Annotated in this window: 13 protein-coding genes and 1 tRNA gene; 6 read left to right on the top strand and 8 right to left on the bottom strand. The window is 62.8% G+C overall.

Going from position 1 to position 13,159, the window contains the following annotated elements; genetic code table 11:
* Positions 1–82 precede the first annotated feature (82 nt).
* Complete coding sequence (locus AC1DLV_RS10495) at positions 83–337, bottom strand: DUF982 domain-containing protein (RefSeq protein WP_476785260.1); 255 nt, start codon at positions 335–337, stop codon at positions 83–85.
* Between the two features lie 137 nt (positions 338–474).
* Between AC1DLV_RS10495 and AC1DLV_RS10490 the strand changes: the two genes are divergently transcribed.
* The 3 genes from AC1DLV_RS10490 (at position 475) to AC1DLV_RS10480 (ending at position 1,632) form a co-directional block, all read left to right on the top strand.
* On the top strand, positions 475–933 hold the full coding sequence (locus tag AC1DLV_RS10490; protein ID WP_476799468.1) for a hypothetical protein: 459 nt from the start codon (positions 475–477) through the stop codon (positions 931–933).
* 121 nt (positions 934–1,054) lie between these two features.
* Complete coding sequence (locus tag AC1DLV_RS10485; RefSeq protein WP_476799467.1) at positions 1,055–1,471, top strand: hypothetical protein; 417 nt, start codon at positions 1,055–1,057, stop codon at positions 1,469–1,471.
* A gap of 87 nt (positions 1,472–1,558) precedes the next feature.
* Positions 1,559–1,632: transfer RNA gene (locus AC1DLV_RS10480), tRNA-Gln, on the top strand.
* A 71-nt stretch (positions 1,633–1,703) separates the two neighbouring features.
* On the opposite strand, the gene AC1DLV_RS10475 is transcribed toward AC1DLV_RS10480, so the two are convergent.
* Positions 1,704–2,729: a class I fructose-bisphosphate aldolase gene (locus AC1DLV_RS10475; RefSeq protein ID WP_476799466.1), complete on the bottom strand. Its 1,026-nt coding sequence runs from the start codon at positions 2,727–2,729 to the stop codon at positions 1,704–1,706.
* 215 nt (positions 2,730–2,944) lie between these two features.
* Here AC1DLV_RS10475 and AC1DLV_RS10470 point away from each other — a divergent pair, with 215 nt between their 5' ends.
* Positions 2,945–3,325 (top strand): cupin domain-containing protein, encoded by a 381-nt coding sequence (locus AC1DLV_RS10470; RefSeq protein ID WP_476799465.1) that lies wholly within the window; start codon positions 2,945–2,947, stop codon positions 3,323–3,325.
* 70 nt (positions 3,326–3,395) lie between these two features.
* Here the strand turns inward: AC1DLV_RS10470 and AC1DLV_RS10465 are convergent, their stop codons facing one another.
* From AC1DLV_RS10465 to tkt, 4 genes are all read right to left on the bottom strand, one after another.
* Positions 3,396–4,592 (bottom strand): phosphoglycerate kinase, encoded by a 1,197-nt coding sequence (locus AC1DLV_RS10465; RefSeq protein ID WP_476799464.1) that lies wholly within the window; start codon positions 4,590–4,592, stop codon positions 3,396–3,398.
* 261 nt (positions 4,593–4,853) lie between these two features.
* A complete protein-coding gene (locus tag AC1DLV_RS10460) occupies positions 4,854–6,713 on the bottom strand; it encodes a potassium/proton antiporter (RefSeq protein ID WP_476799463.1) in 1,860 nt (619 codons plus the stop codon).
* A 276-nt stretch (positions 6,714–6,989) separates the two neighbouring features.
* Positions 6,990–8,000, bottom strand: a complete 1,011-nt coding sequence (gap, locus tag AC1DLV_RS10455) for a type I glyceraldehyde-3-phosphate dehydrogenase (RefSeq protein WP_476799462.1) — start codon at positions 7,998–8,000, stop codon at positions 6,990–6,992.
* A 23-nt stretch (positions 8,001–8,023) separates the two neighbouring features.
* Positions 8,024–10,012, bottom strand: a complete 1,989-nt coding sequence (gene tkt, locus AC1DLV_RS10450; protein WP_476799461.1) for a transketolase — start codon at positions 10,010–10,012, stop codon at positions 8,024–8,026.
* Between the two features lie 283 nt (positions 10,013–10,295).
* Between tkt and AC1DLV_RS10445 the strand changes: the two genes are divergently transcribed.
* Positions 10,296–10,568, top strand: coding sequence for a DUF4164 domain-containing protein (locus AC1DLV_RS10445; protein ID WP_476783050.1), 273 nt, complete (start codon positions 10,296–10,298; stop codon positions 10,566–10,568).
* Between the two features lie 7 nt (positions 10,569–10,575).
* Positions 10,576–10,938: a cell division protein ZapA gene (locus AC1DLV_RS10440; RefSeq protein WP_476799460.1), complete on the top strand. Its 363-nt coding sequence runs from the start codon at positions 10,576–10,578 to the stop codon at positions 10,936–10,938.
* A gap of 87 nt (positions 10,939–11,025) precedes the next feature.
* On the opposite strand, the gene rpoH is transcribed toward AC1DLV_RS10440, so the two are convergent.
* Both rpoH and AC1DLV_RS10430 read right to left on the bottom strand, forming a co-directional pair.
* Positions 11,026–11,925: an RNA polymerase sigma factor RpoH gene (gene rpoH, locus AC1DLV_RS10435; protein WP_115730533.1), complete on the bottom strand. Its 900-nt coding sequence runs from the start codon at positions 11,923–11,925 to the stop codon at positions 11,026–11,028.
* A gap of 186 nt (positions 11,926–12,111) precedes the next feature.
* Positions 12,112–13,140, bottom strand: a complete 1,029-nt coding sequence (locus AC1DLV_RS10430; protein WP_476799459.1) for an RluA family pseudouridine synthase — start codon at positions 13,138–13,140, stop codon at positions 12,112–12,114.
* Between the last annotated feature and the right edge of the window lie 19 nt (positions 13,141–13,159).

Here is a 13,159-nt window from a genome sequence, read left to right as displayed (position 1 = left end):
TGGGCCCCGACCGGGCGCTCAAGACTATCCCTGAACCCGCGCGTCGAGCCATGAGGAACATTCTTCGGGCCGGCGCGCCGGGTCAGTCCTTGTCGTTGATATAGACATTGACCTCGCGCGCCGCCGCGATGAAGGCGCGTCGTGCGGCCATGACCGGCTTTTCACCTGACATAGCGTCCGAGCATGCCTGAAGGGCTGCGCGATGCTTGGGGCTGCGCTTGCCGGGCCAGCTGTTGAGCAGGAAGGCGGAGGCCTCTTTGGCCGTTCGCAGGATAAGCGGTGTGCCGGCCGGATCGGCCTTCACGGTGATGGGGGTTTCGAACCTGATGTTTTCCATGGCCGCTCATACGCCATACCGGGCAGGGAAGCGAGCAGCATAACGCCGCGCGGCCAAGCAGGGGAAGTGGCTTGTGCGGTGGCGGCTCGACAGGCGGCTCAGGCGGTGGTTTTCTGGCGGCGGGCGAAGGGGGACGAATGATGAGAACGGCTGGCGTGGCAAAGGCTTCGTTCGGAACCGAAACACTTGGCGCCATGGTCGTGGCGCTGGTCGTCTACGTGTTCGTCTCGATCTTCGTCGTGCTTGCGGTGACGATCACCGCCGGTGCCTTCGCTTTCGTTGTCGACTGGCTGCTTCGGGGCGATCGACCCAATCTCATTCAGCTCATAGCTGTGGTTCTCGGCGCGGTTGCAGGCATTTGGGCCGCACGGCTGGTCTGCGACTTGGCATTCCCGGCCTATCAGCCGCGTTTTGTCTTCTGGATGTTCGCGGTCGTGTTGACCATGATCACGATCAACAAGATTTCCATGACGTTCACGACGGCTGAGATCATCCTGGGCGCGCAATATCTGGTCGCGCTGGCTGCCGCATTTTACTATTTCTGGCGCGAGCGCTCGCCGATCACCATCATGACCGGGCCGATACGCCCGGATTGAGACCGCGGGGCAGGTGCTCGACCTTGTGGAGCGGCATCTTGCGTGACAGAAGGCAGCGCTGGCAGCGACTAGGCCGTCGCCGCTCGGGGAAGCGAGCGCACATCGCCGCAATGGGGGAAGAATGACAATCAAGAAGATAGTGCCGGCCATGCTTGGCCTGCTGGTTGCGGCGGCACCCGCATATGCCGAGGGCGATGTCTACAAAGCCTACAGCACGACCGCCGAAAGCATCACCGGCGACATTTCCATGGATGATTTCTCCATCACCTTCGCAAACGGCGAATCGCTGTCGTTCTCGGCCTTGCTCGGTGACCATTTCGTCGTCGACGGAGAGCGGGTGAACGCTTCCGTCTACAGCGTCGCAAACCCGTCCGACCCCGAATTGGAAAACGGCAACAAATTGTGCGGCTCGGGCGACGTTTCTTATCTCGCCAACTGGGCCGGCGGCGACGGACTGACGATCGTTGCGGTGTTCACCGGCGACGAACCGCCGGAAAGCAGCGCGGAGATGTGCGCGTCGTATACGTATATGGATTGAGCCCTGAGGGGCGCCAAATGCGCTCTCCGTTGGGCCGGTGCTCGACAAGCGCTGCCTGCGATGATTTGTTGAGCAGTCAGAACTTATTCCCGCTTCGTCTAATGGTAGGACACCGCCCTTTGAAGGCGTGAATCGTGGTTCGAGCCCATGAGCGGGAACCAAACTTACCGCCTGTCGAAAAAAAGCCCCGGATCGCTCCGGGGCTTTTCGTTTTCTTGCCTGAAGGCTTGGCTTACGCGGCCTTTTCCAGCGCGGACTTCCACTGGCCAAGTGCTGCCAGGTGGTTCATGTGGGCGCGGTGGGTGAAGGCGGCTTGGCCGGCACCCAGGTTCTCGACCTTGCCCGACCATGCCTTTTGCGGTGCTGCCTGCAGCGCGCGGCCGTAGGAGAAGGTCAGCTTCCACGGATGCGGGCCGATGGCGTTGATGGCGTTGAGGTTGGCGGTTGCCTCCTCGTCCGACTGGCCGCCCGACAGGAAGGCGATGCCCGGAACCGCAGCCGGAACCGTCTCGCGGAACAGCTTGATGGTCTTTTCTGCGATCTCTTCGGGGCTGTTTTTCTTGCCCGACTTCTTGCCTGCGATGACCATGTTGGGCTTCAAGATGGTGCCTTCGAGCACGACGCGGGCGGCGTAGAGCTCGTCATAAAGCTTGACCAGCGTCGCCTTGGTGACGTCGTAGCAGGTGTCGATGTCGTGGGCGCCGTCCATCAGCACTTCGGGCTCGACGATCGGCACGATGCCGGCTTCCTGGCACAGTGCTGCATAGCGGGCGAGCGCATGGGTGTTGGCGGCGATCGAGTATGCCGAAGGCACGCTCTTGGTGGTGTCGATGTCGATGACGCCGCGCCATTTGGCGAAACGCGCGCCGAGCTTGTAGTACTCGGCCAGACGCTCGCGCAGGCCATCGAGGCCTTCGGTGATGGTGTCGCCGGGGAAATTGACGATGCCCTTGGCGCCGGCATCGACCTTGATGCCTGGAATGGAGCCGGCTGCCTTGATGAGGTCGACCAGCGGGGTGCCGTCGGCAGCAGTCTGGCGAATGGTCTCGTCGTAGAGGATGACGCCGGAGATGTACTTGGTCATCGCCTCCTTGGTGCGGAACATCATTTCGCGATAGTCGCGGCGGCTATCGGCCGTCGACTCGACGCCGATGACGTCGAAACGCTTCTTGATGGTGCCGGAGCTTTCATCCGCAGCCAGAATGCCCTTGCCACCGGCCACCATGGCGGCAGCAATGTCTTCGAGACGTTCGCTCATACAAATACCTCCTGAACAGATGCTCCGGGCGCATAGCAGATGGTTTTCCGGAACGGAATGCCGGCGGGAAGCCTATAACCGATTGAAATTATTTCAATCGTTTTAGTGCTGCCGCTCTCAACAGCACGGCCGCCTGCTTACCACTTATATTTGCAAGTGCTAATGTAAAAACCGTCCGCGTGCATTCACGTGTGTGACTGTTATGGGAGGTTGCCATGGCCGACGGCGGAATGAACGTCTCGAAATTTGAGTTCAAGTCGCATGACAGCCCGGATGAAGTTCGGGCGCCCGACAAGACACGTGTCGAGGTGGTTCGGCTGCCCGGTTTCACGCTCGGCCGGCTCAACATGGAGCCGGGATGGAGATGGTCCGAATGCATCAAGCCGGTCGTCAAGACCGATAGCTGCCAGGTGTCGCATGTCGGCTACGTCGTCTCTGGCGCCCTGACCGTCAGGCTGAATGACGGGACGCAGAAGACGTTGAAGAAAGGTGCGTCCTACACGATTCCGCCCGGCCACGATGCCTGGGTCGAAGGCAACGAACGCTTCGTATGCATCGAGGTGATGAGCGCCGAACAGTATGCCAAGCCGGTATAGGTGCCGGCCTTTGACAGGCCAAGGCACCTCTCCCCCATCTGGGTGAGGGAGAGGAAGCGCTTGCCGTTGGTCAGGCCTTGAGCACCTCGACGCCGGGCAGGTCCTTGCCTTCCATCCATTCGAGGAAGGCGCCGCCGGCGGTCGAGACATAGGTGAAGTCGTCGGCGACACCGGCATGGTTGAGGGCTGCGACCGTGTCGCCACCACCGGCGACCGAGACCAGCTTGCCGGCCTTGGTGCGGGCGGCCGCGTGCTGGGCTGCGGAAACCGTCGCCTTGTCGAAAGGCTCGATCTCGAAGGCGCCGAGCGGACCGTTCCAGACCAGCGTTGTGGCGCGGTCGATCCAGTCGTTGATGGTGGCGACGGTCTTTTCGCCGACATCGAGGATCATGGCGTCGTCGGGCACGTTTTCGATGGCGACGGTTTCGTTGGCAGCACCTGCCTTGAACTCGCGGGCGATGACGCCGTCAGACGGCAGGATGATGGCGCAGCCCGCACCCGCGGCCTCGATCATGATCTGGCGCGCGGTCTGGGCGAGGTCGTGCTCGCACAGCGACTTGCCGACTTTGGTGCCGCGCGCGGCCAGGAAGGTGTTGGCCATGCCGCCGCCGATGACCAGCGCGTCGACGCGCTTGACCAGGTTCATCAAGAGGTCGAGCTTGGTCGAGATCTTGGCGCCGCCGACGATGGCAACGACAGGGCGGACCGGGTTGCCGAGGCCTTTTTCCAGCGCTTCGAGCTCTGCCTGCATGGTGCGCCCGGCATAGGCCGGCAAGCGGTGGGCCAAGCCCTCGGTCGAGGCGTGCGCGCGGTGGGCGGCGGAGAAGGCGTCGTTGACGAAGATATCGCCATTGGCGGCGAGCTGTTCGGTGAAGACAGGATCGTTCTTCTCTTCGCCCTTGTAAAAGCGGGTGTTTTCCAAAAGGAGGACGTCGCCGTCCTTCATGGCGGAGACGGCGGCAGCCGCCTTTTCGCCGATGCAGTCGGCGGCGAACGCCACCGGGTGGCCGATGACTTCAGCTGTGGCGGTCGCGATGGGTGCCAGCGACAGCGCCGGATCGGGGCCTTCCTTGGGGCGGCCGAAATGCGCCAGCAGGATCACCTTGGCGCCCTTGCCGGAAAGCTCGGTGATGGTGGGAGCCACGCGCTCGATGCGGGTGGCATCGGAAACCTTGCCGTCGGCCATGGGCACGTTGAGGTCGACGCGGACGAGAACCCGCTTGCCGGCGACATTGCCGATGTTGTCGAGGGTCTTGAAGGCGGCCATGGGGTTTCCCTTTCCCTTTGGAGATCGCGCGGACCATAGCCAGCGCCGAGGCGGATGCAAGGTTTGTGGCGGGTAGTGGGTGGAAAATAGTGCTAGGTCGGCGGAAGACTTTCGCTGTTGGAAAGGTTGCCCCCTTACCCTCTCCCCGTAATGACGGGGAGAGGGGGCGTCGGCGTTGCCGCTTCGTCCTTCTCCCCGTTCTCCACGGGGAGAAGGTGCCGGCGGGCGGATGAGGGGCAAGCTTAGCATATCCAATGTCGCTCAAGCGTCCTCGTGAAGCCCTTCGGAGGTGGTTGCGGGTGCTTCGGGCTTGGCCTTGTTGGAGCGGCGGGCGAAGAAGCGCCTGAGACGGTCGCTGATTTCGCCGGCGCTGAGGAAGACTGGCACTGGTGGCGGGGGCGGGGCCGGTTCGATGGACAGGCCGACAGCAACGATGCGGCCTTTTTCGTCGACGTCGCGCACGATCAGGTCGATCAGGCCGAGCGCAACGCGGTCGGCATATTCGACGCGGCCGCCCAGGCGCTGCTTGATCAGATCGCCGATGGTCAACTTCAGCTCTTCTTCCTTTACCGATGCGCCATAGATGGCGACGAGTTCGCCGGCGAGGTGGTTCTGGTCGACGGTGAAGGCGCCAAAGAAATCCTCGTCTTCGGCATGGACCTCGGCACGGCTGGCGAAGAGCCGGTCGAGTAGGCGCGGATAGCGGTCGGGCACGAAGATGTAGACGTTGTCGCCCGCCTGGAGGCGGCCCATGTCCTGGAAGCGCATCGAGCGGCCATCGCGGACAACTAGGGAAGGCCTGGCCCAGCGCGGGATGCGCTGACCCTTGGCGACCGGCGAGCCCGGCACGACGCGGTAGGCGAGCAGTTCGTGGTGGGCCGAGCCAGGCAGTTCGAGCTCGACCTTGTCGAGCGGGCCGAAGCGCTGCGGCACGATCAGGCCGAGGCGGCGGGCAAGGGGGCCGACGGTCCAGCCCTGCACGACCAGCGAGGACAACACGATGATGAAAGCGATGTTGAAGATGGCGCGGCCGTTTTCGAGCCCGCCGAGCAGTGGCGTGATGGCGAGCAGGATGGAGACGGCGCCGCGCAGGCCGACCCAGGAGATGAAGGCGGTTTCCTGGCGCGGGAACTTGAACGGGATCAGGCACAGCCACACCGCGATGGGCCGGGCGACGAACATGAGGAAGAAGCCGAGCAGCAGCGCGGACAGAAGGATCGCCGGAAACTGCGAAGGAGTGGCAAACAGGCCAAGCACCAAAAACATGATGATCTGGGCGAGCCAGGACATGCCGTCCTGGAAGCGCTTGAGCGTCGAGACCGCACGGATGTCGGAATTGCCGGCGACCAGACCTGCGAGATAGACGGCGAGGAAGCCCGAGCCGCCGACCGCGCCAGCCGCTGCGAAGACCAGCAGCGAGAGCGTCAGAACGAAGATCGGCAACAGCCCGCGGTCGAGGTTGAGGCGCTCGACCAGCTTGACGATGAGGAAGCCGCCGAGCAGGCCGATGGCGGCACCAAGCGTCATCTGGACGAAGAAGCCGATGACGAGGTCGACCAGCAGCAGTTCAGTGTCTGGCTTGGCGCCAAGCGCGATGATCTCGACCAGCGTGATGGTCAGGAAAATGGCGATGGGGTCGTTGGTGCCGGACTCGATTTCGAGCGTCGAGCGGACGCGCTCGCGCAGATTGATGTTGCCGGCGCGCAAAAGGAAGAACACGGCAGCGGCATCGGTGGAGGCGACGGCGGCTCCGAGCAGGAAGGATTCGAGCCAGGTGAAGCCGGTGAGGTAGTAGGCGGCGATGCCGAAGATGACCGTTGTGATGCCCACGCCAATCGTTGCGAGCGCGAGCGCGGGCATGCCAGCCTGGCGCAGGACGCCAACCGGCGTGCCGAAGCCGGAATCAAACAGGATGACGGCTAGCGCTATGGCGCCGACGAAATAGGCGAGGTGGGCGTTGTCGAAGACGATGCCGAGGCCGTCGACGCCGCTGGCAAGGCCGATGCCGAGGAAGAGCAGCAGAAGCGGAGCGCCGAAACGGAAGGCGATCAGGCTCGAAAACGCCGCGGCCACCACCAAGGCGGTGCCCACCAGCGTGATTAGATATACCGCCTGTTCCATCCCGACCCGTCCGCGAAGCAGTCAGTGCCTGTTCCAATCCGATTTGATCGGAATGGGGCCCTATATTCTTGCTGGAGCATGATGTTTTCCGAAAACCGAATCCCACCTTTCGGGATCATGCTCAAAGCTGCGTCGGTTGAGAGTGCGGCGAAGAAAAGGCCGGGTGCAAGCAAGAATGGATTTTTGCCGGCTTGGGCCAAAGATTTTCTTGCGCTGCAGCAAAAACGAAAACGCCCGGCCAAAGCCGGGCGTTGCCGCAATGCGAAAGTGTTCAGATCAGGCGATGGTCTTGCCCATGACGACGGCGGTGTCGGCCATGCGGTTGGAGAAGCCCCACTCGTTGTCGTACCAGGACATGACACGCACCAGGTTGCCGTCGATGACCTTGGTCTGGTCGAGCGCGAAGGTCGACGAGGCCGGGTTGTGGTTGAGGTCGATCGAAACCAGCGGCTCGTTGGTGAAGGCCAAGATGCCCTTTAGCGGGCCGTTGGCGGCGGCGACGAGCGCTGCGTTGACCTCTTCGACGGTGACGTTTTTCTTCGACACGAACTTGAAGTCGATGCACGAAACGTTCGGGGTCGGCACGCGGATCGAAACGCCGTCGAGCTTGCCCTTGAGTTCCGGCAGCACCAGGCCAACGGCCTTGGCAGCACCGGTCGAGGTCGGGATCATCGACATGGCCGCTGCACGGGCGCGGTAGAGGTCCTTGTGCATGGTGTCGAGGGTCGGCTGGTCGCCGGTATAGGCATGGATCGTGGTCATGAAGCCCTTATCAATGCCGAAGGCATTGTTGAGGACCATGGCGACGGGTGCCAGGCAGTTGGTGGTGCAGGACGCATTCGAAATGACGATATGGTCCTTGGTGATCTGGTCGTGGTTGACGCCGTAGACCACCGTCAGGTCGGCACCGTCGGCAGGCGCCGAGACGATGACGCGCTTGGCGCCGGCTGTCAGATGCGCCGAAGCCTTGTCCTTGGAGGTGAAGATGCCGGTGCATTCGAGCGCGATGTCGACGCCGAGTTCTTTCCACGGCAGCTGCGAGGGGTCCTTGATCGCGGTGACCTTGAACTTGTCGGTGCCGATGTTGATGAAATCGCCTTCGACCTTCACTTCGTGGGGGAAGCGGCCATGCACGCTGTCATAACGCAGCAGGTGGGCGTTGGTCTCGACCGGGCCGAGATCGTTGACGGCGACGACCTGGATGTCCTTGCGGCCCGACTCATAGATGGCACGCACGATGTTGCGGCCGATGCGGCCGAAACCATTGATGGCAACTCTAATTGTCATGTCTGATCCTCCTGGGGAACGTCTTAAGACTGAAGCCGAGCCTTGGCAGCCTGGGCGGCTGCCTCGGCGGTGATGCCGAAATGCTTGTAGAGGTCTTCGATCGGAGCGCTGGCGCCGAAGCCATGCATGCCGATGAAGATGCCGTCGGTGCCGATGAAGCTATCCCAGCCCATGCGGATGCCGGCCTCGATGGCGATCTTGACCTTGGCGTTGCCGATCATCGCCTTGCGGTATTCGGGGCTCTGCTTTTCGAACAGTTCGAAAGCAGGCACCGAAACGACGCGGGTCGGATGGCCAGCATCCTGCAGCAGCTTGCGGGCGTCGAGTGCGATCTCGATCTCGGAGCCGGTGGCGAAGATGGTGACTTCGGCATCGCCTTCCGCGGTAGCCAGTTCGTAAGCGCCGTAGCCGCAGAGGTTTTCCTCGACGTATTCGGTGCGCACTGCCGGCAGGTTCTGGCGGGTGAGCGCCAGCGTCGACGGCGTCGTGCGGTTTTCAAGCGTCAGCTGCCAGCACTCGGCGGCCTCGGTCGCGTCGGCAGGGCGGAAGACGATGTGGTTGGGGATGGCGCGCAGTGCGGCCAGATGCTCGACCGGCTGGTGGGTCGGGCCGTCTTCGCCGAGACCGATGGAATCATGGGTCATGACGAAGCCGACGCGGATGCCCATCAAGGAGGCAAGGCGCATGGCCGGGCGGGCATAGTCGGAGAAGCACAAGAAGGTGCCGGAGTAGGGGATGACGCCGCCATGCAGCGCCATGCCGTTCATCGCAGCCGACATGCCGTGCTCGCGGATGCCGTAGTGAACGAAGCGCTGGCCGTAGTCGCCGGCAGCGATGTTCTGGGTCTGGCTGGTCTTGGTGTTGTTGGAGCCGGTGAGATCGGCCGAACCGCCAATGGTCTCGGGCACCACGCCGTTGATGACCTCAAGGGCCATTTCCGACGATTTGCGGGTGGCAACCTTCGGCTTGTCGGCGGCGAGCTTCTTTTTGTAGTCGGCGATGGTGGCGTCGAAATTGGCCGGCAGGTCGCCGCGCATGCGGCGCTCGAACTCGGCGCGAACTTCGGTCTCAGCCTCGGCAAGACGCTTTTCCCATTCGTTGCGCTTCTTGGCCGAGTTGAGGCCGGCGAGGCGCCACGCGTCGAGGATATCGGAAGGGATCTCGAAAGGCGGGTAGTCCCAGCCAAGCGCCTTGCGGGTGGCTTCGACTTCGGCGGCACCGAGCGGCGAGCCGTGGACCTTGTTGGTGCCGGCCTTGTTGGGCGAACCAAAACCGATGGTGGTCTTGGCGGCGATCAGGGTCGGGCGGTCCGAACGCTTGGCGGCCTCGATGGCGCCGGCGATCGCCTCTGGGTCATGGCCGTCGATGGCGATGGTGTTCCAGCCGGAAGCTTCGAAGCGGGCAAGCTGGTCGGTCGAGTCGGCGAGCGAGATCGGGCCGTCGATGGAGATGTTGTTGTGGTCCCAGATGACGATCAGCTTGTTGAGCTTGAGGTGACCGGCAAAAGACAGGGCTTCCTGCGAGATGCCTTCCATCAGGCAGCCGTCGCCGACGAGCGCGTAGGTGTAGTGGTCGACAAGCTTGTCGCCGAACTGGGCATTCATGATGCGTTCGGCGAGCGCCATGCCAACGGCGTTGGCGAGGCCCTGGCCAAGCGGGCCGGTGGTCGTCTCGATGCCGGCGGCATGGCCGTATTCGGGATGGCCGGCGGTCTTGGAGCCGAGCTGGCGGAAACGCTTGATCTGATCGATGGTGATGTCTTCGTAGCCCGAGAGATAGAGCACCGAATAGAGCAGCATCGAGCCGTGGCCGGCCGACAGCACGAAGCGGTCGCGGTCGTGCCAATGCGGATTGGCCGGATCATGCTTGAGAAAGCGGGTGTAGAGCACGGTTGCGACATCGGCGGCGCCCATCGGCAGGCCGGGATGGCCGGAATTGGCCTTCTCCACGGCATCAATGGACAGAAAGCGGATCGCATTGGCCATCCGGTCGTGTTTTTCGCGCGAGGACATCGTCCCTCCCATAAGCCGTGGAAAGCGGGGCGACGGGAGCCCCGGAAAAGTGCGCGACACATAGCAGGCACAGGGCTTGAGTCAATAAATCGGTGCGTTTTCACAGCCTCATTGCGGCGCCAAGTCACGCCTTTGCCGCTTTCTCTGGTCGCGGCCGATGCTGTTAGCGGGGGAAAGACAAAACAGCTTTGTTGACGCCTCGTTCAACCGGTGCCTAATGTTTCAGACATAACGCGTTCTGAAACGTGCGCGATTCGGTGATGGGCGAGGGTCTACGGGAGCCATGACCGGGGATACGACACTCAGGGAAGTCATTGGCCGGCTAGGCAAGGCGATCGATACGCTGGAAGGCGCTGTCGCCGTACGGCTGGAGCATGAGCAGGATTACGGCGAAGCAGAAGCCGAGGTCCAGCGCATGAATGCCGACCGCGCCCGCCTTGCGCAGGAGCTCGACAATTCCGAAGCCCGCGCCGAACGGCTGGAAGAAGCCAACAAGGAAGTCTCGCGACGGCTCGTGACCGCCATGGAGACGATCCGCGCCGTGCTGGACAGGTAGGATGGAGATGGCGCAAGTCACTGTTACCATCGACGGCAAACAGTACCGCATGGCCTGCGACGAGGGGCAGGAAGAGCACCTCATCGACCTCGCCAACCGCTTCGATCGCTATGTGCTGCACCTCAAGGATTCATTCGGCGAGATCGGCGACCAGCGGCTGACGGTCATGGCCGGCATCATGGTGATGGACGAGCTGTCGGAGCTGCAGAAGCGCGTCAAGGGCATGGAGACTGAGGTCCAGACGCTGCGCAAGACGCGCGACGACGCGCTGACCAAGGCCGACAAGAACGATGCCGCGCTGACCGGCGCGCTGGGCTCGCTGGCCGAGCGCATGGAGCAGCTGGCGCTGAGCCTGACGAAGAAGGTTTAGGGACGGGCCTTCCACCCTCGGGGTGGAGACCAAAAAAAACGCGCCGGTTTTGCCGGCGCGTTTTTTTGTTCGTTGAAGCTGTCGGGCTCAGGCGTCGATGGTGCGGAGCGCCTGGGCTTGCTTCTTGGCTGCGGCCTTGACCGCGTCCTGGACCTTTTCGAAAGCGCGCACCTCGATCTGGCGGACGCGCTCGCGGGAGATGTCGAACTCGGCCGAAAGCTCTTCCAGCGTCAGCGGCTCGTCGGAAAGACGGCGCGCCTCGAAGATCCGCTTTTCGCGGTCGTTGAGCACCGACATGGCGCTCGCCAGCATGCCGCGGCGGTTGTCGAGCTCGTCCTGCTCGATGAGCATGGTTTCCTGGCTGTCATGGTCGTCGACAAGCCAGTCCTGCCACTCGCCCGACTCGCCTTCGCTGGCGCGGATCGGCGCGTTGAGCGAGGCGTCGCCCGACAGGCGGCGGTTCATCGACACCACCTCGGCCTCGGAGACATTGAGGCGGGTTGCGATCTCGGTGATGTGCTCGGGCTTCAGGTCGCCGTCATCGAGCGCCTGGATCTTGCCCTTGACCTTGCGCAGGTTGAAGAACAGCCGCTTCTGGTTGGCGGTGGTGCCCATCTTGACCAGGGACCACGAGCGCAGGATGTACTCCTGGATCGAGGCCTTGATCCACCACATGGCATAGGTGGCGAGACGGAAACCACGCTCCGGCTCGAATTTCTTGACGGCCTGCATCAGGCCGACATTGCCTTCCGAGATCACCTCGCCGATGGGCAGGCCATAGCCACGGTAGCCCATGGCGATCTTGGCCACGAGACGCAGATGGCTGGTGACCAGCTTGTGCGCAGCAGAAGTGTCTTCATGCTCGTTATACCGCTTGGCGAGCATGTACTCTTCCTGCGGCTGGAGCATCGGAAAGCGGCGGATTTCTTCCAGGTAGCGGCTGAGGCCGCCTTCGCCGGAGACGATACTAGGTAGTGACTGGGCCATAAAGCGCCCTCCCTCTTCACGAGAAATGCTCCCTGATCCTGGCGAGCATGTGGCGCGGCTGCCGAATGCACTGTCGCGCCATGGGTCTTATACAGGAACAAAACCAGAAAAGACACGATTTGTTCAACGCGAAACAGAGTGTCACGCCTAAGTGAACAATACGAGTCAGGTTTTCTGATCGACGGTTCAGAGATTCCGAAAGCCGTCGACCAATTCCCCCATGTCGCGAGGCAAGGGAGCCTCGAACCGCATGATTAGATGGGAAGTGGGGTGGCGAAATGCAAGTAGCCTGGCGTGCAATGCCTGGCGCGGAAACGCCTTGACGGCCGATTTCAGCGACTCTGGCAGACGGTTCGACTTGGTGCGGAAGGCCTGGCCATAGTCGGGGTCGCCAAGGACGGGATGGCCGATATGGGCCATGTGGACGCGGATCTGGTGGGTGCGGCCGGTTTCCAGCCGGCATTCGACCAGGCTGGCGGTGGCGAACTCCGCCTGCTCGGAACCAAAACGCTCCAGCACGGTGAAGTGGGTGATGGCGTGGCGGGCATCGTCGCGGTGCTCAGGCACAACGGCGCGGCGGACGCGGTCTGAATGGCGGCCGAGCGGAGCGTCGATGGTGCCGGTCATGCGCTGGGGGAAGCCCCAGACGAGTGCGTGATAGGCGCGTTCGAGGTCGCCGGTGCGGCCATGGTCTGCGAAGGCCTCGGACAGCGATTTGTGGGCGCGGTCGGTCTTGGCCACGACCATGACGCCTGACGTTTCCTTGTCGAGGCGATGGACGATGCCGGGCCGCTTGACCCCGCCGATGCCTGAAAGGCTGTCGCCGCAATGGTGGATCAGCGCATTGACCAGCGTGCCGGTCCAGTTTCCGGCACCTGGGTGGACGACGAGGCCGGCCGGCTTGTTGATGACGATCAGCTCGTCGTCTTCGTAAAGGATGTCGAGCGCGATCGCCTCGCCCTCCGGTGCAGCCGGTTCGGGCTCGGGCATGTCGATGGAAACCTGTTCGCCTGAGGCGAGCTTGCGCTTGGCTTCGTTGACGACATTGCCGGCAACGCGCACCGCGCCTTGCTTGATCAGCGCCTGGACCCGGCTGCGCGACAGATCGGGTGCAAGGCGACCGGCCAGCCACTGATCGAGCCGCAGACCTGCGGCATCGGAGTCGGCCTCGAGCACTATCAAAGTGCCTGTCGCTTCGCTATCTGATGCGCTCATCACAATTGTTCCGGAAGTT

The sequence above is a fragment of the Aminobacter sp. 01T433 genome, assembly GCF_056398585.1.
This window is presented reverse-complemented; position numbering and strand designations above follow the sequence as displayed.

Bases quoted from the DNA above. Each gene is read 5' to 3' on its own strand.
- tkt (WP_476799461.1), bottom strand. From the start codon at position 10,012: ATGTCCTCGCGCGAAAAACACGACCGGATGGCCAATGCGATCCGCTTT.
- AC1DLV_RS10485 (WP_476799467.1), top strand. From the start codon at position 1,055: ATGACAATCAAGAAGATAGTGCCGGCCATGCTTGGCCTGCTGGTTGCG.
- AC1DLV_RS10460 (WP_476799463.1), bottom strand. From the start codon at position 6,713: ATGGAACAGGCGGTATATCTAATCACGCTGGTGGGCACCGCCTTGGTG.
- AC1DLV_RS10495 (WP_476785260.1), bottom strand. From the start codon at position 337: ATGGAAAACATCAGGTTCGAAACCCCCATCACCGTGAAGGCCGATCCG.
- rpoH (WP_115730533.1), bottom strand. From the start codon at position 11,925: ATGGCCCAGTCACTACCTAGTATCGTCTCCGGCGAAGGCGGCCTCAGC.
- gap (WP_476799462.1), bottom strand. From the start codon at position 8,000: ATGACAATTAGAGTTGCCATCAATGGTTTCGGCCGCATCGGCCGCAAC.
- AC1DLV_RS10475 (WP_476799466.1), bottom strand. From the start codon at position 2,729: ATGAGCGAACGTCTCGAAGACATTGCTGCCGCCATGGTGGCCGGTGGC.
- AC1DLV_RS10440 (WP_476799460.1), top strand. From the start codon at position 10,576: ATGGCGCAAGTCACTGTTACCATCGACGGCAAACAGTACCGCATGGCC.
- AC1DLV_RS10465 (WP_476799464.1), bottom strand. From the start codon at position 4,592: ATGGCCGCCTTCAAGACCCTCGACAACATCGGCAATGTCGCCGGCAAG.
- AC1DLV_RS10445 (WP_476783050.1), top strand. From the start codon at position 10,296: ATGACCGGGGATACGACACTCAGGGAAGTCATTGGCCGGCTAGGCAAG.
- AC1DLV_RS10490 (WP_476799468.1), top strand. From the start codon at position 475: ATGATGAGAACGGCTGGCGTGGCAAAGGCTTCGTTCGGAACCGAAACA.
- AC1DLV_RS10430 (WP_476799459.1), bottom strand. From the start codon at position 13,140: ATGAGCGCATCAGATAGCGAAGCGACAGGCACTTTGATAGTGCTCGAG.
- AC1DLV_RS10470 (WP_476799465.1), top strand. From the start codon at position 2,945: ATGGCCGACGGCGGAATGAACGTCTCGAAATTTGAGTTCAAGTCGCAT.